The organism is Leisingera daeponensis, from assembly GCF_019801465.1.
Taxonomy (GTDB): Bacteria; Pseudomonadota; Alphaproteobacteria; order Rhodobacterales; family Rhodobacteraceae; genus Leisingera; species Leisingera daeponensis_A.
Window position 1 is genome coordinate 920,531 of the sequence record NZ_JAHVJA010000001.1, and the last position, 18,261, is coordinate 938,791.

19 protein-coding genes are annotated in these 18,261 nt (G+C 64.5%); 13 read left to right on the forward strand and 6 right to left on the reverse strand.

All coding sequences use genetic code 11. From position 1 onward, the window contains the following. Positions 1-47: 47 nt before the first annotated feature. Complete coding sequence (locus KUV26_RS04510; protein WP_222507460.1) at positions 48-1,796, forward strand: tetratricopeptide repeat-containing sulfotransferase family protein; 1,749 nt, start codon at positions 48-50, stop codon at positions 1,794-1,796. 6 nt (positions 1,797-1,802) lie between these two features. Here the strand turns inward: KUV26_RS04510 and KUV26_RS04515 are convergent, their stop codons facing one another. Beyond that, positions 1,803-2,111 (reverse strand): DUF1992 domain-containing protein, encoded by a 309-nt coding sequence (locus tag KUV26_RS04515; protein ID WP_222507461.1) that lies wholly within the window; start codon positions 2,109-2,111, stop codon positions 1,803-1,805. A 152-nt stretch (positions 2,112-2,263) separates the two neighbouring features. Further along, positions 2,264-3,844 carry a bifunctional metallophosphatase/5'-nucleotidase gene (locus KUV26_RS04520; protein ID WP_222507462.1) on the reverse strand — a complete coding sequence of 527 codons (1,581 nt, stop codon included), beginning with the start codon at positions 3,842-3,844 and terminating at the stop codon, positions 2,264-2,266. Positions 3,845-4,005: 161 nt separating this feature from the next. On the opposite strand from KUV26_RS04520, the gene KUV26_RS04525 reads away from it, so the two are divergent. Genes KUV26_RS04525 through arsC form a run of 3 tightly spaced genes read left to right on the forward strand, consistent with a single transcriptional unit; the run spans position 4,006 to position 5,737 of the window. Continuing rightward, a complete protein-coding gene (locus KUV26_RS04525) occupies positions 4,006-4,344 on the forward strand; it encodes a DUF952 domain-containing protein (RefSeq protein ID WP_222507463.1) in 339 nt (112 codons plus the stop codon). Then, positions 4,341-5,399 (forward strand): quinone-dependent dihydroorotate dehydrogenase, encoded by a 1,059-nt coding sequence (locus KUV26_RS04530; protein ID WP_222507464.1) that lies wholly within the window; start codon positions 4,341-4,343, stop codon positions 5,397-5,399. Before KUV26_RS04525 ends, KUV26_RS04530 begins: the two co-directional genes overlap by 4 nt. Then, positions 5,396-5,737 (forward strand): arsenate reductase (glutaredoxin), encoded by a 342-nt coding sequence (gene arsC / locus KUV26_RS04535; RefSeq protein ID WP_222507465.1) that lies wholly within the window; start codon positions 5,396-5,398, stop codon positions 5,735-5,737. The genes KUV26_RS04530 and arsC overlap by 4 nt, the downstream gene beginning before the upstream one ends. A 36-nt stretch (positions 5,738-5,773) precedes the next feature. On the opposite strand, the gene KUV26_RS04540 is transcribed toward arsC, so the two are convergent. The 3 genes from KUV26_RS04540 to KUV26_RS04550 are packed head-to-tail and all read right to left on the reverse strand — an operon-like array spanning position 5,774 to position 8,035. Further along, positions 5,774-7,093 carry an MATE family efflux transporter gene (locus tag KUV26_RS04540; RefSeq protein WP_222507466.1) on the reverse strand — a complete coding sequence of 440 codons (1,320 nt, stop codon included), beginning with the start codon at positions 7,091-7,093 and terminating at the stop codon, positions 5,774-5,776. A gap of 4 nt (positions 7,094-7,097) precedes the next feature. Next, positions 7,098-7,616: a PaaI family thioesterase gene (locus KUV26_RS04545; protein ID WP_024089720.1), complete on the reverse strand. Its 519-nt coding sequence runs from the start codon at positions 7,614-7,616 to the stop codon at positions 7,098-7,100. Further along, entirely contained in the window at positions 7,613-8,035 is a 423-nt protein-coding gene (locus KUV26_RS04550) for a PaaI family thioesterase (protein ID WP_222507467.1), read from the reverse strand. Before KUV26_RS04550 ends, KUV26_RS04545 begins: the two co-directional genes overlap by 4 nt. A 123-nt stretch (positions 8,036-8,158) precedes the next feature. On the opposite strand from KUV26_RS04550, the gene KUV26_RS04555 reads away from it, so the two are divergent. The 9 genes from KUV26_RS04555 (at position 8,159) to KUV26_RS04595 (ending at position 17,345) form a co-directional block, all read left to right on the forward strand. After that, positions 8,159-8,527: a MerR family transcriptional regulator gene (locus KUV26_RS04555; RefSeq protein ID WP_222502941.1), complete on the forward strand. Its 369-nt coding sequence runs from the start codon at positions 8,159-8,161 to the stop codon at positions 8,525-8,527. Positions 8,528-8,813: 286 nt separating this feature from the next. Beyond that, a complete protein-coding gene (locus tag KUV26_RS04560) occupies positions 8,814-9,215 on the forward strand; it encodes a MerR family transcriptional regulator (RefSeq protein WP_222502940.1) in 402 nt (133 codons plus the stop codon). 73 nt (positions 9,216-9,288) lie between these two features. Further along, complete coding sequence (locus tag KUV26_RS04565) at positions 9,289-11,070, forward strand: acyl-CoA dehydrogenase C-terminal domain-containing protein (RefSeq protein ID WP_222507468.1); 1,782 nt, start codon at positions 9,289-9,291, stop codon at positions 11,068-11,070. 73 nt (positions 11,071-11,143) lie between these two features. Further along, positions 11,144-11,356: a hypothetical protein gene (locus KUV26_RS04570; protein ID WP_019295796.1), complete on the forward strand. Its 213-nt coding sequence runs from the start codon at positions 11,144-11,146 to the stop codon at positions 11,354-11,356. 23 nt (positions 11,357-11,379) lie between these two features. Further along, positions 11,380-12,528, forward strand: a complete 1,149-nt coding sequence (locus KUV26_RS04575; protein WP_222507469.1) for an acyl-CoA dehydrogenase family protein — start codon at positions 11,380-11,382, stop codon at positions 12,526-12,528. Positions 12,529-12,807: 279 nt separating this feature from the next. Further along, entirely contained in the window at positions 12,808-13,440 is a 633-nt protein-coding gene (locus tag KUV26_RS04580) for a glutathione S-transferase family protein (protein WP_222507470.1), read from the forward strand. Positions 13,441-13,450: 10 nt separating this feature from the next. Further along, complete coding sequence (locus KUV26_RS04585) at positions 13,451-14,662, forward strand: acetyl-CoA C-acetyltransferase (RefSeq protein WP_222507471.1); 1,212 nt, start codon at positions 13,451-13,453, stop codon at positions 14,660-14,662. After that, positions 14,662-15,147: a cupin domain-containing protein gene (locus tag KUV26_RS04590; protein WP_222507472.1), complete on the forward strand. Its 486-nt coding sequence runs from the start codon at positions 14,662-14,664 to the stop codon at positions 15,145-15,147. The genes KUV26_RS04585 and KUV26_RS04590 overlap by 1 nt, the downstream gene beginning before the upstream one ends. Then, positions 15,144-17,345, forward strand: a complete 2,202-nt coding sequence (locus KUV26_RS04595) for a 3-hydroxyacyl-CoA dehydrogenase NAD-binding domain-containing protein (protein WP_222507473.1) — start codon at positions 15,144-15,146, stop codon at positions 17,343-17,345. Before KUV26_RS04590 ends, KUV26_RS04595 begins: the two co-directional genes overlap by 4 nt. An 80-nt stretch (positions 17,346-17,425) precedes the next feature. Here the strand turns inward: KUV26_RS04595 and KUV26_RS04600 are convergent, their stop codons facing one another. After that, positions 17,426-18,100, reverse strand: coding sequence for a Hint domain-containing protein (locus KUV26_RS04600; RefSeq protein WP_222507474.1), 675 nt, complete (start codon positions 18,098-18,100; stop codon positions 17,426-17,428). Positions 18,101-18,261: the final 161 nt, after the last annotated feature.

Consider the following 18,261-nt stretch of genomic DNA (forward strand, 5'->3'; position numbering starts at 1 on the left):
TTGGCCGAGGATTTTCAGCCGCCCTGACAGGATGATAGATAGGCCTCATGACTCTTCAGAATGATCTCCAGTCCGCCTTGGGCTTTCTCAACCAGGGCAAGTTCAAACAGGCGCTGAAACAGTCCAAGGGCGGCATGAAGCGGCACAAGAGCCACCCGGATTTTCCCAATATCGCCGGCATTTCGCTGTCGGGCCTGGGCAAGCACCGCGATGCCATTCCGTATTTCAAGAAGGCACTGGCGCTGGCCCCCGGCTTTCACGACGCCCGCAAGAACCTGGCGCAGACGCTGCTGTTCCTGCAGCAGGGCGAACCGGCGATGAAGCTGCTGGAGCGGGTGCTGAAGGACCAGCCCGGCGATCAGGCGGCGCTGTATCTGCAGGCGCAGGCGCATCTGGTGATGAACGCGCCCGAAGCCGCAATCGTAACCGCCACCGCAGCGCTGGCCCGCGATCCGCGCCAGCCGCGGATGCTGCGGCTGCGCGCCACGGCCTGGAACACGCTGGGCGACGAAAAGGCGGCGCTGGCCGACTATCAGGCCGCGGTCAAGGTGAACCCGAACGACGCCGACGCGCTGCAGAACGCCAGCCTGCTGCTGGCCCGGCTGATGCGTCAGGACGAAGCCACCGAGACCGCCCGGAAGGCCGTCGCCGTGGCCCCGCAGAACGTGGAGGCGCGCCGCCGCCTGGCCAGCCAGCTGATCTCCAACGGCGACTCCGCCGCTGCCCGCGGGCAATGCCTGGCGCTGATGGAACTGGACCCCAAGGACACCCAGGTGCTGGAGATGCTGGCCCGCATCAGCAGCCGCGACCAGAACGCGGAATTGCTGCCCGTCGCGCAGAAGGCGCTGAAAGCCGCAGCCCCGCGTTCACTTGACCGCGCCAATGTTAGTTTTGCCCTGGCCCGGATCGCCGATCAGGCCGGCGACAAGGAGGCTTTCGCCGCCCACAATGACGAGGCCAACGCCTGCATGGCGGCGCAGACCCCCTATGACTACGAGGGAAGCGAGCGCCAGTTCAGCCGCATCATGGCCGCCTTCCCGGATGTCATCACCCCGGCGGAAACCGCGCCGGAAGGCCCGCGCCCGATCTATGTGGTGGGGATGCCGCGCTCCGGCACCACCCTCACCGAAACCGTGATCGGCCTGCACCCCGATGTGTTCCCGCTGGGCGAGCGCGGCGTGCCGGCCTTCCTGCTGCATCCCTGTCTGGACAAGGATCAGGACTTCACCCCCGAAGCCGCCCGCGATTTCACGGCAGACGACATCAGCCGCCTGCCCGAAATGCCCAAGGGCACCCGCGCCTATGTCGACAAGATGCCCGACAACTACCGCCTCCTGGGCCACCTTGGCACCGCCTACCCGGATGCACAGTTTGTTCATCTTTGCCGCGATCCGCGCGATGTGGCGCTGTCGATCTGGCGCGGCTATTTCTCCGGCAGCTCGCTAACCTACGCCTACGACCTCAAGGCGATGGCGCACCGCTTCAACCTCTACGGGCGGCTGATGCAGCACTGGCGGCAGGTGATGCCGGGCCGGATCTATGACCTGCGCTACGAAACCTTCGTTGCCGACATCGAGGGTGAAAGCCGCAAGCTGGCGGACTTCTGCGGGCTTACTTGGGTCGAGGACATGGCCCACCCCGAGCGCCACGAAGGCCAGGTGCTGACGCTGTCGAACACGCAAGTCAGGCAGACGGCGCACACGCGTTCGATTGGCAAATGGGAGAAGTACGCCGATGTCCTGGCGCCCTTCATTGACGGGCTGAACCCGGAAATCTGGCCTGAAATCAAAGGTTAACGGACGTTACCTGGTGTAGGCCTTGCGCGCGATTTCGATCCGCGCATCCATCATCGACATTTCCTTCAGGATCTCCTGCCGGCGGCTGCGGTCGCCGGCCTCGCGCAGCTCCGCCCGCAGGCGCTGAAGCTCGCGCGAAAGGCTGACGAACTCCGGAACCCCGCCGCTTTCGCGCACCAGCCGGTTGACCAGTTCATTCTCCGGATCCTCGCATTTCGGCAGCGGCTTGCCAGCGCCTTGCAAGTTGTCAAAGGCGCCGTCCTTTTCGGCGGCTTCGATCCGGGCATTGATGAGGTCGATCAGCGGGTGGTCCATGGCTGCATTCTGCCACGCTGTTCAGCCCCCCGCCAGCCCGTTAACGAAGCGCCGGCCAAGGTTATCAAATTCCAAAAATAATGCGGCAGCCCTCCTGCCCGAATGTTTCGCGCGCGAAACATTGGGTCCGGTCCGGACCCATGTGACGCTGCCTATTTCACCTGCGCAATCCGCCCGTCGGTATAGGGCGTATAAGGCCCCTGCGCCGCCAGATACTCCGCCAGTACATCCGCCAGGTCCGGGCCAAAGTCATAGGCGTTCTTGTCGTTCCCTTCGAACATCGCATAGCCGTCGCCGCCTTTGCGCACATAATCGTTGGTGACCACCACATATGTCCTGGCCGGATCAATAGGCACAAAGCCGTCGCCCTCTGCCACCAGCACCTCGGTGACGCGGCCCGCGTTCGGCGCGGCAGAGCTGTCCCAGCTGAATTTCAGCCCTGCCACCTGCGGAAAGCGGCCCTTGACGTCCTCCACCTGGCTCACCCCGTTCTCCAGCGCCGCGACCAGCGTCTTGCCGTCAATCTGGAAGGTCGACAGCGTGTTCTGGAACGGCAGAATGGTCAGCACCTCGCCCATGGTGACCTCCCCCGCATCCAGGCTGGCGCGGATGCCGCCGGAGTTGGCAATGGCAATGGTCACGCCCTGGTCCTTGACCCGGTCCAGCATCGCATCGGCCACCAGGTTGCCCATCGGACACTCCTGCACCCGGCACACATCGCGGCTTCCCTCAACGGGTTCCGCGGCCTCCGCCACCACCTTGTTGCGGATCTCATCCAGCGGCTGGGCCAGCTCCGCGATCCGGTCCAGCGTCGCCGCGTCCTCGCTGACGGCCGCATCCATGATCAGCGGCTCGCCTTCCGCAAGGATTACATTGCCCGCATCATCAAAGGTCACGTTCAGCTCGCCCAGGAACTTGCCATAGGCATAGGCCTGCACGATCTGCACCCCGTTCACCACGGTCGGATACGGCCCCGCGGCCTTGTCCGAGGTGTTGGACAGGTAGGTGTTGCTGTGGCCGCCGACGATCACGTCCACACCGGAGGTCTCCGCCGCCACCCGCTGGTCAACGCCATAGCCTGAGTGGCTGAGCACCACGATCTTGTTGACGCCTTCCGCGGTCAGCCTGTCGACCTCCGCCTGCACCGCCGCAACAGGATCGGAGAAATGCACGTGTTTGCCTGGGCTTGCCAGCTCATGCGTATCCTCCGGCGTCAGGCCGATGAGGCCGATCTTTTCGCCGCCGCGCTCGATCACCGTGGATTTCTTCAGCACATCCGCCAGCGACGGCTCCTGTGACACATCCGCATTCGACATCAGCACCGGAAAGCCCGCCGCATCCATGAACCCGCGCAGAACCTCGGGCCCGTCGTCAAACTCGTGGTTGCCGACGGTCATCCCGTCATAGCCCAGCTGGTTCATGAATTCCGCCGCGGCCTTGCCCTTGTAATAGGTATAGAACAGCGAACCCTGAAACTGATCGCCGCCATCCACCAGGATCGAATTCGCCGCCCGCGCCCGCGCGGCTGCAATCGCCGTTACCAGCCGCGCGGTGCCGCCGAAACACTTGCCCTCGGCCTGATCCTCGGCGTCGCAGGTGCTGTCGTATTTGCTGATCGGCTCAAACCGCGAATGGAAATCGTTGGTGTGCAGGATCGTCAGCCTGTACTCAGCCGCCGCTGCTCCGGCGGTCAGGGCCAGGGCTGCAACCGACGAAAGAAACCGTGCAATCATGAGGAGCGCTCCCGTGTTCCGTTTCGGGCAAGCCTGCGCCCAAACCCCGCGCCGGTCAAAGGGGAAAAGCCGGGCCGGCGCCTCCCCTTGCGTCAGCTTTGCGCGCTCCGCCCCCGCCAATCCCCCTTGATTCCTTTGGCGGTGCAGGGCATCAGGCCGTCATGCTGATTTACAAGATTTTCCGGGCGGACGAATGGGCCGCACTGCAGGCCGCGGGCGAGACCCCGGGCGCACCAATTGATGTGGCGGACGGCTATGTCCATTTCTCCACCGCGAGCCAAGCCGCCGAGACCGCTGCCAAGCATTTTGCCGGCGCTGATGGGCTGACCCTGCTGGCCTGCGATGCCGATGCGATGGGCGATGACCTGAAGTGGGAAGTTTCCCGCGGCGGCGCAGAGTTCCCGCATCTCTACCGTAACATCCGCATGAGCGACGTGGTCTGGGCCAAGCCGCTGCCGCTGGTGAAGGGCTCCCATCAGTTCCCGGAGGAAATGGCATGAAGCTGACAGAGAAGCTTGCCCTTGCCGCCATGCACCGGATCGACCCGGAGGCGGCGCATGGGCTGTCGGTCAAGGCGCTGACCATGGGGCTGGCCCCTGCCCCCGGCCCGGTGACTTCGGCGCGGCTGAAGACCACGCTGGCAGGTATTGATCTGGCGAACCCGGTTGGTCTGGCCGCGGGCTATGACAAGAACGCCGAGGCGCTGGCGCCGCTGGCGAAGTCCGGCTTCGGCTTCATTGAGGTGGGCGCAGCTACGCCCCGCGCGCAGCCCGGCAATCCCAAGCCGCGCCTGTTCCGCCTGACCGAGGACAAGGCAGCGATCAACCGCTTCGGCTTCAACAACGAGGGCATGGAGGCGATTGGCATGCGCCTCTCCCAGCGGCCGCGCGACGCGGTGATCGGGCTGAACCTCGGCGCCAACAAGGACAGCGAAGACCGAGCCGCGGATTTCGCCAAGGTGCTGGCCCATTGCGGCGCGCATCTGGATTTTGCCACCGTCAACGTCTCCTCCCCCAACACCGAGAAGCTGCGCGACCTGCAGGGCAAGGCGGCGCTGTCGGCGCTGCTGGCGGGCGTGATCGAAACCCGCGACGGCCTCAGCCGCCGGGTGCCGGTGTTCCTGAAAATTGCCCCGGATCTGGACCGTGCAGGGATCGAGGACATTGCTGCAGTGGCGCTGGAGACCGGCATCGACGCGGTGATTGCCACCAACACCACCCTGTCCCGCGACGGCTTGCGCAGTGCCCACAAAGGCGAGGCCGGGGGCTTGTCCGGCGCGCCGCTGTTCGAGAAATCCACCCGGGTGCTGGCGCAGTTGTCGGAGCTGCTGGACGGCAAGGTGCCGCTGGTCGGCGTCGGCGGCATCAGCACGGCAGAGCAGGCCTATGCCAAAATCTGCGCCGGTGCCAGCGCCGTGCAATTTTACACCGCGATGGTCTATGGCGGTCTGTCGCTGGCGGGCGACATTGCCCGCGGGCTGGACGCGCTGCTGGCACGCGACGGCTTTGACAACGCCGCGCAAGCGGTTGGAAGCAAACGGAAGGATTGGCTGTGATCACCTATTGGCATAACCCGCGCTGCTCGAAATCCCGCGCAGGCCTCGCCTTGCTGGAAGAGCGCGGCGCGGAGGTTCAGCAGCGGCTGTACCTGCAGGACGCGCCCTCGCTCGAGGAGATCAAGACCGTTCAGGCGGCGCTTGGCGTTTCCGCGGTTGCGATGATGCGGACCGGGGAAAAGGTCTTCAAGGAGCTGGGCCTTGCGAAGGACAGCGCCGAGGAAGAGCTGCTGGCGGCAATGGCCACGCATCCGATCTTGATCGAGCGCCCGATTGCGATCAAGGACGGCAAGGCGGTGATCGGCCGTCCGACCGAGGCTCTCGAAACACTGCTGTAAGACGCCGGGCGGACGTCGCAGCCCGCCTGCCCCCTGCTATGCGCCCACCTGCGCCTCCAGCCGCGGGTAGCGCAGGCCCAGCGTCACGCCGCGGGCGATGTTGAGGACAATCAGCGCCCCCCACAGCCCGTGATTTCCAAAGGCCGGCACCAGCACCAGCAGTGCGGCCACATAGATGGCCACCGACTGCAGCATCGCCCACCGCATATCGCGGGTCCAGGTGGCGCCAATGTAGATGCCGTCGAACATGTAGCTGGCGACACTCAGGACCGGCAGCACCGCCGCCCAGATCAGGAACACCCGGCCCGCTTCGCGCACCTCAGGCGAGGTGGACATCAGGTCAATCAGCCAGGGGCCACCCGCGGCAAAGGCAATGCCGAGCAGAACCGCCCCGCCGACACCCCATTGCGACGAGATGATGGAGGCGCGGCGCACGCGCTGCCGGGCCTTGGCGCCGACAGCACCGCCCACCAGCGCCTCGGCGGAGAAGGCGAAACCGTCCAGCGCAAAGGCTGTGATCTCGACAAACTGCAAGAGGATCTGATTGGCGGCGAGGTTCACATCGCCGATGCCGGACCCGATGAACAGGAAGGTGGTGAAGGACCCGGTGAGCAGCACAGAGCGCACCATGATGTCGCCGTTGACCTGCATCATCCGTTTCAGCCGCGCAGGGTCGAACACCCGCGCCCAGTCGCGCCATTGATCGCCGGCAAAGGCATCCCGGCAGAGGTAGAGCCCCAATGCCAGACCGGTCCATTCGGCAATCAGCGTGGCGATGGCAACGCCCTCCACGCCCCAGCCGAGGCCCAGCACGAACCACAGGTCCAGCACGATGTTCAGCCCGTTCATCCAGACCTGCAGCAGGAACACGCCGCGGGTGCGCTCCACCGCGATCAGCCAGCCGGTGACCGCATACAGCGCGATGGTGGCCGGCGCGCCCCAGATGCGGATTTCCAGGTAATCGCGGGCCAGGCTTTCAACCTCGGCACTGGCCGGCGCCAGCGCGAAGGCACCCCAGAACACCGCGCTCTGCGCAATGATGAACACGGCGCCGGCGGCAAAGGCCAGCAGCAGCCCGCGCATCAGCAGGGCACCGGTTTCAGCCCAATCCCCCGCCCCGCGGGCCTGTGCCGCCAGCCCGGTGGTGCCCATCCGCAGGAAGCCGAAGATCCAGTAGATCGTCGCCAGAATCACCGCGCCGATGCCCACCGCGCCGATCGGCGCCGCCTCGCCCATCTGGCCGACCACGCCGGTGTCCACGGCGCCCAGGATCGGCACCGTGGCGTTCGACAGCACAATCGGCAAAGCGATCCTGAGCACCCGTTTGTGGGTGATCTCCGTGTCCGCACTGGTCATCCGTTCAGCCTTCGCCGTTCTGGTCCTGCGGCATCAGGAAATGGCCGGTGGCCTGGGCAAACAGCTTGTCCTTGTGATCCTGCCAGGCCTCGACATGCACCGAGGCGTAGCGGCGGCCGGAGCGGTTCACCCGGGCGCGGGCATAGGCATCACGCGGCAGGCCGGAACGCAGGTAATCGACGGTGAAGTCGATGGTCTTGGGCTGGCGCGGCAGGTTGCCTTTGGCCATTTCCGCCGGATCCAGATCACCGGATTCAATGCGTTGCCACAGGTGCGACCAATTGAGCGTGATCATCGCAGTGATTTCCAGGAATGCTGCAGTCACCCCGCCGTGGATGGCAGGAAGAAACGGATTGCCGATCAGCTTGTCGTCGAAATTCAGCTGCGCCGTCAGCTCATCTCCGCGGCGCTCGAAGGTCACGTTCAGGAAGCGGATGTACGGCACCGAGTCGACCAGCGCCGACAGGGCTGCATCGCGGCGCTGCTTGACCACCTGGATCGGTTCTGGACGGGGGCGGCTCAAAACTTCTTCTCCACGGTAAAGGCGCCGGAGGCGGTGGCGACGGGCCGGTGCTCATCCTCATCCACGGCCACGGCGCGAACAAAGGCAACGGTGCGGGTGATCTGATGGCAGGTGGCGCGGGTGGTGATCGCCTGCCCCGGGGTTGCGGGGCGCATGTAGTCGATGCGCAGGTCGATGGTGGCAGTGCCGCCGGGGGCGGAGGGGTGGCTCATCACCGCTGCGCCGCAGCAGGTGTCCATCAGCGCCGACACCGCGCCGCCGTGAATGACGCCGGTGGCCGGGTCGCCGATCAGCTTCTTGTCGTAACCCATGCGGATTTCGGCGGTGCCGTCGCCGATCTCCGTCAGCTTCATGCCCAGTTGCTTGGCATGGGGGATCGCTTCGATGAACTGGCGCGCGAGCTCGGTCTTGTCGGCCATGGGGCTGTCCTTTGAAATCTCTGCCCCATCTTTGGCCGCCGCCAAGTGAAAGCGCAAGTGTGCCGCCACGGAGGTTGCACTGTTCGCTGCAAGTGCATAGGTTCCCGGCAAGGGAGACGACGGATGGCCGACAACAGATTGTCATTCAAGGAAATGTGCGCCGAGTTCGACGTTACGCCGCGGACGCTGCGCTACTATGAATACATTGAATTGCTGCAGCCGGACCGCGAAGGCCGGTCGCGGTTCTACGGAGCGCGGGAGCGCGCCCGGATGAAACTGATCCTGCGCGGGCGCAAGTTCGGCTTCCAGCTGGAAGAGATCCGCCAGTGGCTCTTGATCTATGAAAAAGAGGGCAATGACGCCCAGAACCACGCCTTCATGGAAATGGCCGACCGCCAGCTGGTGGAGCTGGAAAAGCAGCGTGAGCAGATCAATGAGGCCATTGAGGAACTGAGCGAACTGCGCGAAAGCACCCGGGCGCTGCTGAAATAGGCCCAACACATCTTAACGGAAATGCGACCCCGCCCTTGTGGCGGGGTTTTTCATTGGCGGAATCCGCAGGCCGGATTCGCCTGTTTCCGCGGCTGATCCGGTGCCGGAACCGGACTGCGGGCCGCCCTCGGACCAGTAACGTTACGTCATTTTTTGTTCGTTTTGCGAACTCGTAACGCCACCGAAAGTGACGCAACGTACAACTTACGTAAACGTAAAGTCAGTCTTGATCGGAATCCGAACTGCGCACAGCTTGGCCCTGCACCAAGCCGTAAGAGTGACGACGATGACCGAAGACACAATGACCATCCGACAGATGTGCGAGGCCTTTGACGTGACGCCCCGCACCCTGCGGTTCTACGAAGCCAAGGAACTGCTGTTCCCGATCCGCGACGGCCAGAAGCGGCTGTTCACCAAACGCGACCGCGCCCGGCTGAAGCTGATCCTGCGCGGCAAGCGGTTCGGGTTCAGCCTGGAGGAAATCCGCCAGCTGCTGGAGCTGTACCATGTCGGCGACCAGCAGGTGACCCAGCTCACCAAGACCTATGAGGTCGCGCGTGAACGGCTCGCCGATATGGAGCGCCAGCGCGAGGAGCTGACCGAGGCAATCGAGGACCTGAAGGACCAGCTGGCCTGGGGCGAGAAGATGATCGCCTCGATGAAAGCCAAGCAGGAGGCGGCCGAATAGGCCGCCGCCCCGCCCTATCCCGCCGGCCTGCCCGGCATTGACCACGATCACCAAGACCCTGAAGAGGACCGCAATGCCTTCCTATCGAGCCCCCGCCAAAGACGCCCAGTTCATTCTGCACGACGTGCTGAAGGTCTCCGGCCAGGACATTCCCGGATACAGCGAGCTGGAGCCGGACTTCACCGGTGCCGTGCTGGAAGAGGCAGGCAAGATCGCCAGCGAAGTGCTGCACCCGCTGAACACGGTGGGCGACCAGGAGGGCTGCCGCCTGGAGAACGGCGTGGTCTACACCCCCAAAGGATTCCTGGAAGCCTTCGAGCAGATGAAGGAAGGCGGCTGGACCGGGCTGGACATGCCGGAAGAGTTCGGCGGCCAGAACATGCCCTATGTGATGGGCACCGCGGTGGGCGAGTTCTTCTCGGCCGCCAACCAGGCCTTCACCATGTACCAGGGCCTGACCCACGGCGCGGCCTCGGCGATCCTGGCGCATGGCACGGAGGAGCAGAAGGCCACCTATCTGCCCAACATGATCAGCTGCCAGTGGACCGGCACCATGAACCTGACCGAACCGCATTGCGGCACCGACCTGGGCCTGATGCGCACCAAGGCGGAGCCGCAGCGCGACGGCAGCTTCCGCATCTCCGGGCAGAAGATCTTCATCTCCTCCGGCGACCATGACATGGCGGAAAACATCGTGCACCTGGTGCTGGCCAAGATCCCCGGCGGCCCCGAGGGCATCAAGGGTGTTTCCCTGTTCATCGTGCCGAAGTTCCTGGTGAACGAGGACGGCAGCCTGGGCGAGCGCAACGGCGTTTCGGTCGGCAAGATCGAGGAGAAGATGGGCATCCACGGCAACTCCACCTGCGTGATGAACTATGACGGCGCGACCGGCTGGCTGCTGGGCGAGGAGCACAAGGGCATGCGCGCCATGTTCACCATGATGAACGAGGCCCGGCTGGGCGTCGGCATGCAGGGCCTGGCGCAGGCCGAGGCCGCCTATCAGAACGCCGTGGAATACGCCAAGGACCGGCTGCAGGGCCGCGACGTGACCGGCGCCAAGAACCCGGACGGCCCTGCCGATCCGCTGATCGTGCACCCGGACATCCGCCGCTCCCTGATGGACCAGAAAAGCTTTGCCGAGGGCGCGCGCGCCTTCCTGTTGTGGGGCGCCACCCTGATCGATCAGGCGCACCGCGCCGGCGACAAGGACGCCGACGGGCTGATCTCGCTGATGACGCCGGTGATCAAGGGGTTCCTGACCGATCAGGGCTACGACATGACGGTGCTGGCGCAGCAGGTTTATGGCGGCCACGGCTACATCGAGGAATGGGGCATGTCGCAATACACCCGCGACGCCCGCATCGCGATGATCTACGAGGGCGCCAACGGCGTGCAGGCGCTGGATCTGGTGGGCCGCAAGCTGGGCCAGCACGGCGGTAAATACGTCCTCGCCTTCTTTGACATAGTGAAAACCTTCTGCCAGGAAAACAAAGAGATTTCAGCGGCTTTCACCAAGGACTTCATCAAGCCCCTGCAGGCAGCCTCCAAGGATCTGCAGGCCGCCGGCATGTTCTTCATGCAAAGCGGCATGAAGAACCCGAACCATGCGCTGGCGGGGTCTTATGACTTCATGCATCTGTTCGGCCAGGTCTGCCTGGGCCTGATGTGGGCCAAGATGGGCAAGGCGGCGCAGGAAGCGCTTGACGCCGGGGCCGATGACGCGGCGTTCTATGAGACGAAACTCGCAACCGGCCGGTACTACATGGCACGGCGGCTGCCCGCGACCAAGCTGCACCTGGCCCGCATCGAAAGCGGTGCGGACACGGTGATGGCGCTGGACGCGGACGCCTTCTGATGCCTGCGGGCGTCCCGTCATGGGGCGCCCGGTTCAGCCCCGGCCGGTGCCTTGACACACGAAGGACCACACTATGCCGAAACGATTCCGCCTGACCCGCCGCCTGCCGATCGCCATGACGGAGGACGGCTACCGCAGGCTGAAGAAGTTCGCCCAGGAGGCGGGGCTGGACGAGGGAGAAGCGCTGTCATTCCTGTTCGAGAATTTCGACAGCGTGACGGACTACGAGAACCTGAGCCACCGGCTGCGGCTGTTCAACGCCGAGCTGGAGGCGCGAAAGCGCTAGCAAAGCGCAGCAAAGGGAGAGAGATGACCGAGACGCACTCCGCATGGATGACGGAAGAGCATCAGATGCTTGGGGAGATGACCGCCCAGTTCATCACCAATGAATGGGCCCCCAGGTTCGAGACCTGGCGCAAGCAGGGCCTGATGGACCGGGAGACCTGGACCCAGGCCGGGGAGCTGGGGCTTCTCCTCCCCTCGATCCCCGAAGAATACGGCGGCGCCGGCGGCGATTTCGGCCATGAGGCGGTGATCCTGATGGAAGGCAGCCGCGCCAACCTGGCCAGCTGGGGCCATGGCATCCATTCCGGCATCGTCGGCCATTACATCCTGGCCTATGGCACCGAGGAGCAGAAAGCCCGCTGGCTGCCGAAGATGGTGACCGGCGAGCTGGTCGGCGCGCTGGCGATGACCGAGCCCTCCACCGGATCCGACGTGCAGGCGATCAAGACCAAAGCAGTGAAGGATGGCAACGCTTACCGGCTGTCGGGGCAGAAGACCTTCATCACCAATGGCCAGCACGCCAACCTGATCCTGGTGGCCGCCAAGACCGACCCCAGCCAAGGCGCCAAGGGCGTTTCGCTGGTGGCGGTGGAAACCGATGGCGCCGAGGGCTTCAGCCGCGGCCGTAACCTCGACAAGATCGGCTGCCACGCGGCGGACACGTCGGAGCTGTTCTTCAGCGATGTGGAGATCCCGCCGGAGAACATCTTGGGCGGCGCCGAGGGCCAGGGCTTCTACCAGATGATGCAGCAGCTGCCGCAGGAGCGGCTGATCATCGCTTGCGGCGCGGTTGGCGCGATGGAAGGCGCGGTGGAGCGCACTGTTGCCTATTGCAAGGAGCGCCAGGCCTTCGGCGGGCCGCTGACGCAGTTTCAGAACACCCGTTTCAAACTGGCCGAATGCCTGACCAAGACCAAGGTCGCGCGCGCCTTCCTGGATGAATGCATCACCGAACACCTGCAGGGCAAGCTGACCGTCGAAAAGGCTGCGATGGCGAAATACTGGATCACCGACACCCAGGGCGAAGTGCTGGATGAATGCCTGCAGCTGCACGGCGGCTACGGCTACATGCAGGAATATGCGGTGGGGGAAATGTGGGCCGATGCCCGGGTGCAGCGGATCTACGGCGGCACCAACGAAATCATGAAGGAGCTGATTGCGCGGTCGCTGTAACCGCAGGGGCCGTGGCGGCACCGCGGGAGGCAGATGATGAAAGGTGAGTATTTGGGGAAAGATGAAGCAAGGGATGTGTCCCTGCCCCCAAGCCTTCGCCAAATAAGCAGGGACGTCTTCACCTTTCACGGCCATCGGCTCTCCAGCCTGTACCGCAAGCCCAAGGTAACAAACCGAGCGATGAGGCGGGTTAATGCCCCATCATCTTTCCGAAAAATACTCCACGGGGGCGCGGGGGTGTGAAACCCCCGCTCCGCCATCCGAAACAGGGAGCAACAGATGACACTCAAACTGCATTGCTTTGGTGAAAGCGGTAACTCCTACAAAGCCGCGCTGGCGCTGGAGTTGGCCGGGCTGGACTGGGAACCGGTCTTTGTCGATTTCTTCGGCGGCGCTGCCCGCACGCCGGAGTTCCGGGAATTCTCTGCCATGGCCGAAGCGCCGGTTCTGGCAGACGGGGATGTAACGCTCAGCCAGTCGGGCGCGATCCAGCAGTACATCACCGACAAGACCGGCAAATTCGGCGGCCGCCCCGAGGACAAATACGAAGTGCTGCGCTGGGTGCTGTGGGACAATCACAAGATGTCCAGCCAGGCCGGCATGACCCGGTTTCTGATCAACTTCCTGCCGGAACAGCACCGCTCGCAAGAGGTGATCGACTTCATGCAAGGCCGCCTGAAGGCCGCCTATGCCACGCTGGAACACCATCTGGAGAGCCGCGAGTGGATTGTGGGCGATGGCCTCACCAATGCCGACATCAGCTGCTGCAGCTACCTCTACTACCCGGAACCCTTCGGCTTTGACCGGGCCGAGTGGCCCAATATCGACGCCTGGCTCACCCGCATCAGCGAACAGCCCGGCTGGAAACACCCCTATGATTTGATGCCCGGCAACCCGTCGGACCGGGCCTGAGGAGAGCAAGATGACAGACGCATACATCTATGACGCGCTGCGCACCCCGCGCGGCAAAGGACGCAAGGACGGCTCCCTGCATGAGGTGACCTCGGTCCGCCTGTCCGCCCTGACGCTGAACGCAATCAAGGAGCGCAACAACCTGGAGGGACACGCCGTCGAGGACGTGATCTGGGGCAACGTGACCCAGGTGATGGAACAGGGCGGCTGCCTGGCGCGCTCTGCCGTGCTGGCATCCGACCTCGATGAGCGCATTCCGGGCCTGGCGATCAACCGCTTCTGCGCCTCCGGCATGGAAGCCGTGAACCTGGCGGCAAACCAGGTGAAGGGCGGCGCGGGCGATGCCTATATCGCGGGCGGCGTCGAGATGATGGGCCGGGTGGCCATGGGCAGCGACGGGGCTGCGATTGCCGTAGATCCCTCCCTCGCAATGGAAACCTATTTCGTGCCGCAGGGCATCTCCGCCGATATCATCGCCACCGAATACGGCTTTACCCGCGACCAGGCGGATGCGCTGGCGATGGAGAGCCAGCGCCGCGCCGCCAAGGCCTGGGAAGAGAAGCGGTTTGAGAAGTCGGTGATTACCGTTCGTGACCAAAACGGCCTGCCGATCCTGAGCCATGACGAGTACATGCGCCCAGGCACGGATATGCAGGCGCTGGGCTCGCTGACACCTGCGTTCCAGATGATGGGCGAGCAGATGCCGGGCTTTGATAAGGTCGCGATGCTGAAATACCCGCACCTTGAGCGGATCAACCACATCCACCACGCGGGCAACTCCTCTGGCATCGTGGACGGCGCTGCGGCGCTGCTGATCGGCAACAAGGAGTTCGGCGAAAAGCACGGCCTGAAGCCGCGGGCGCGCATCAAGGCGACCGCCAAGATCGGCACCGATCCCACCATCATGCTGACCGGCCCGGTGCCGGTGACCGAGAAGATCCTGGCCGACAACGGCATGCAGATCGGCGACATCGACCTGTTCGAAGTCAACGAAGCCTTTGCCTCTGTCGTGCTGCGATTCCAGCAGGCGTTTGACGTCGACCCCGAGCTGGTGAACGTCAACGGCGGCTCCATCGCCATGGGCCACCCGCTGGGCGCCACCGGTGCGATCATCATCGGCACCCTGCTGGATGAGCTGGAGCGGCAGGACAAGGAAACCGGCCTCGCCACCCTGTGCATTGCATCCGGCATGGGTGCAGCCACCATCATCGAGCGGGTCTGATGCCGAAGCTGGACCTGTCCCAACTGCCATGGCGCACCGGCTCGGGCTATCCCGGCAAGCTGGCCGCCGAGGTGGGCGCGCGCAGCGTGCAGCCGCTGGGCGATCCGGGCGGGCTCAGCCAGTTCGGCGTCAACCTCGTGCGGCTGGAACCGGGCGCGATGTCGTCCCTGCGCCACTACCACATGGAGCAGGACGAGTTCGTGATGGTGACCGAGGGCACCTGCACCCTGATCGACAATCAGGGCGCGCACGAGATGATGCCCGGCGACTGCGCCGCCTTCCCGGCGGGGGACGAGAACGGCCACCATCTGGTGAACCGCTCGGACCGGCCTGCCGCCTTTCTGGTGGTGGGCACCCGCACCCCGACCGAGACCGGCTATTACAGCGATTTGGACATGATGGTGAAATTTGCCGAAGGGCAGTTCACCTTCACCCGTAAGGACGGCAGCCCGCTGACGGCTGACCAGACTGGAGAAGATACATGAGCGATTTCAAATACAACGTGGACGCGGACGGCGTCGCAATCATCACCTGGGACGCCGAGGGCAAGAGCATGAACGTGCTCACCCGCGAAGCCTTTGGCCTGGTGGAGGAATACGTGGACCGGGCGCTGGCAGATGACGCCGTCAAGGGCATCGTCATCACCTCCGGCAAGAAGGACTTTGCCGGTGGCATGGACCTGAACGTGCTGGCCACCATTCGCGAGGAGTCCGGCGACAACCCGGCCCAGGGCTTGTTCGACTTCACCATGGGCGGCCACCGCATCCTGCGCAAGCTGGAGCTGGCGGGCATGGACCCCAAGACCAAGAAGGGCGGCAAGCCGGTGGCCTGCGCCATCAACGGCACCTGCGCGGGCATCGGCACGGAAATTGCGCTCGCCTGCCACCACCGGGTGATGACGTCGAACCCGAAGGCGAAAATCGGCCTGCCGGAAATCATGATTGGCATCTTCCCCGGCGGCGGCGGCACCACGCGGTATTCCCGCATGGTGGGCGCGATGGCGGCGGCCCCTGTCCTGCTGGAAGGCAAGATGATGGACCCCAAGAAGGCCAAGGGCGCACAGCTGATCGACGCCGTGGCCGAGGATCCGCTGGCCGCGGCAAAGGAATGGGTTCTGAACGCCAAACCCGCCGATCTGGTGAAGCCTTGGGATGCCAAGGGCTACAAGATGCCCGGCGGCGCGCCCTATCACCCCGCGGGCTTCATGACCTTTGTCGGCGCCTCCGCCATGGTGCACGGAAAGACCCAAGGTGCCTTCCCGGCGGCCAAGGCGCTGCTCTCGTCGATCTATGAGGGCGCGCTGGTCGATTTCGACACTGCACTGAAGATCGAGGCGCGCTGGTTCACCAACGTGCTGATGAACCCCTCTTCCTCTGCCATGATCCGCAGCCTGTTCCTGAACAAGCAGGCGCTGGAAAAAGGCGCAGTGCGGCCCAAGAACGTGCCGGACCAGTCGGTGAAGAAAATCGGCGTGCTGGGTGCCGGCATGATGGGCGCGGGCATCGCGCTGGTCTCGGCCCAGGCCGGCATGGAGGTGGTGCTGATCGACCGCGATCAGGAGGCCGCCGACAAGGGCAAGGCCTATTCCGCTGCCTATATGGACAAGGGCATCAAGCGCGGCAAGGCGACCAAGGAGAAGAAAGAGGCGCTGCTGGCACAGATCACCGCGACCCCGGATCTGGACGCGCTGAAGGGCTGCGACCTGATCATCGAGGCGGTGTTCGAGGACCCGGGCGTCAAGGCCGAGATGACCCGAAAGGTCGAGGCGATCATCCCCGAGGACTGCATCTTCGCCTCCAACACCTCCACCCTGCCGATCACCGAACTGGCCAAGGCCTCCAGCCGTCCGGAGCAGTTCATCGGCATCCACTTCTTCTCCCCGGTTGAGAAGATGCTGCTGGTGGAGATCATCAAGGGCAAGGCAACCGGCGACCGCGCGGTGGCCAAGGCGCTGGATTACGTGCGCCAGATCCGCAAGACACCGATCGTGGTCAACGACGCGCGCTTCTTCTACGCCAACCGCTGCATCATTCCCTACATCAACGAAGGCATGCGGATGATCACCGAGGGCGTCTCTCCCGTCCTGATCGACAACGCCGCACGCCAGCTGGGCTTCCCGGTGGGACCGGTGCAGCTGACCGATGAGACCTCGATTGATCTGGGCGCCAAGATTGCCCGCGCCACCAAGGCGGCGATGGGCGATGCCTATCCGGAAAGCCCGGCGGACGATCTGATCTTCTGGATGGAGGAACAGGGCCGTCTGGGGCGCAAGTCCAACGCCGGCTTCTTCGAGTATGACGACAAGGGCAAGCGCGCCGGATACTGGAAGGGCCTGCAGGAGAAGTACCCGCCGGCGGCCGAACAGCCCGATCTGATCGAAGTGCAGGAACGGCTGATGTTTGCGCAGGTGCTGGAAGCGGTGCGGGCGCTGGAGGAAGGCGTGCTGATGGACATCCGCGAGGGCGACGTGGGCGCGATCCTCGCCTGGGGCTTTGCGCCCTGGTCCGGCGGCCCGCTCAGCTGGCTGGACATCCTCGGCACGCCTTATGCCGCGGAACGCTGCGACAGCCTGACGGAGCAGTTCGGCGAGCGTTTCACCTGCCCGGCGCTGCTGCGCGAGATGGCAGAAAAGGGCCAGAGCTTTTACGGGCGCTTCGCTCCGGAGACATCCGCAGCGGCCTGAAGACAGGCATGAAACGAGAAAAGGCCGGCGCACATACGCTGGCCTTTTTTCATTCAAATCAGGAAGTTGGCTTCCGAAGCTTACATACGGGCCTCGGGCTGCGACACGCCAGTGGCGGCACCTGCAGGCCAGAAATCTTCCTCGGCCATCATCGACAGTACCAGGCCGCGGGCCTCATCCGGGTCCAGCACGCGGTAGGCGCCCTGCTCGGAGAACACCCGGCCGCACATCAGGTTCGCCGGTGCCGCCGCATACCCCAGCATCCCGGCCTCCAGATAGATGACCTGATCCTCGGCAAAACGCGGCATCACCAGTTCCAGCTGGGCGCCCGGATGCATCCGGCGAATACCGCGGTAGCCTTCCAGGGCGCAGGCCGGAACGATGGCAAAGGGATCGCCCTGGGCGTCTTCCACCAGTTCGCTTTCCAGGAGTACCCCCTGATCCGGCATCAGCCACATCGGCACCCGGTTCATCAGCGCATCGCGCGGCACAAACAGCGGGCAGCGGGCGGGTTCCAGATCGCCCTCCGCCGGGATCATGACCTCGCGCTGCAGCTCCACCACGGTCTGCATGCCGTGATCAAAGGTCAGCACCTTGTCGCCAGGCGTCAGCGCCTCCACCGGGCGCCAGCCCAGGTTGGAGGCCACATGGGTGCCTGCCAGGAAACCGCCCTGACCCACGGGGATCAGGGGAAAGCCGCTGTTCATGACCCCGCCAGCCGGGGAGTTGGTGCGTTTCAGAAGCCAGTCCAGCATCCGCTTTCCTTTCCTCAGGCCAAGGCGCAGCACGTTTCGGCCGATCCGATCTTTTCTTTTGGTCCGCGCCGCTGATGGGCCGGAACTAAGGCAAAAACCGGGCTTTGTTCACGTTTGCGCGCCAATCTGCCGGACCGGTGCCGGATAAGCCCCCGGACAGG